1 protein-coding gene is annotated in these 421 nt (G+C 63.4%); it reads left to right on the forward strand.

Annotation, left to right across the window (positions count from 1 at the left end):
* The coding region (locus tag AC1DF0_RS32415; RefSeq protein WP_477577704.1) for an inorganic phosphate transporter at window positions 1-421 on the forward strand (421 nt) is incomplete at both ends.

The following is a 421-nucleotide window of genomic DNA, read 5'->3' on the forward strand; positions in this document are numbered from 1 at the left end:
GCCCGTGAGAAGGCTGACCTGGACAAACTGCGCAAGGACCTGACCACCACCACTGAATACGCCCCGTTCTGGGTGATTCTGGCGGTCGCACTGGCCCTCGGCCTGGGTACCATGGTCGGCTGGAAGCGCGTGGTACTGACCATCGGCGAGAAAATCGGCAAGCAAGGCATGACCTATGCCCAAGGCATGTCGGCGCAGATCACCACCGCGAGCATGATCGGCCTGGCCAACATCTTCAGCCTGCCCGTCTCCACTACCCACGTCCTGTCCTCAGGCGTGGCCGGCACCATGGTCGCGAACAAAAGCGGCCTGCAAGGTGGTACTGTCAGAACCATCCTGCTGGCCTGGGTCCTGACCCTGCCAGCCACCGTAGCCCTGTCGGCCGGCCTGTTCTGGCTGGCCTCCAAGGCACTGGGTAGCT

The sequence above is a fragment of the Paenibacillus sp. 05T425 genome (genome assembly GCF_056396205.1).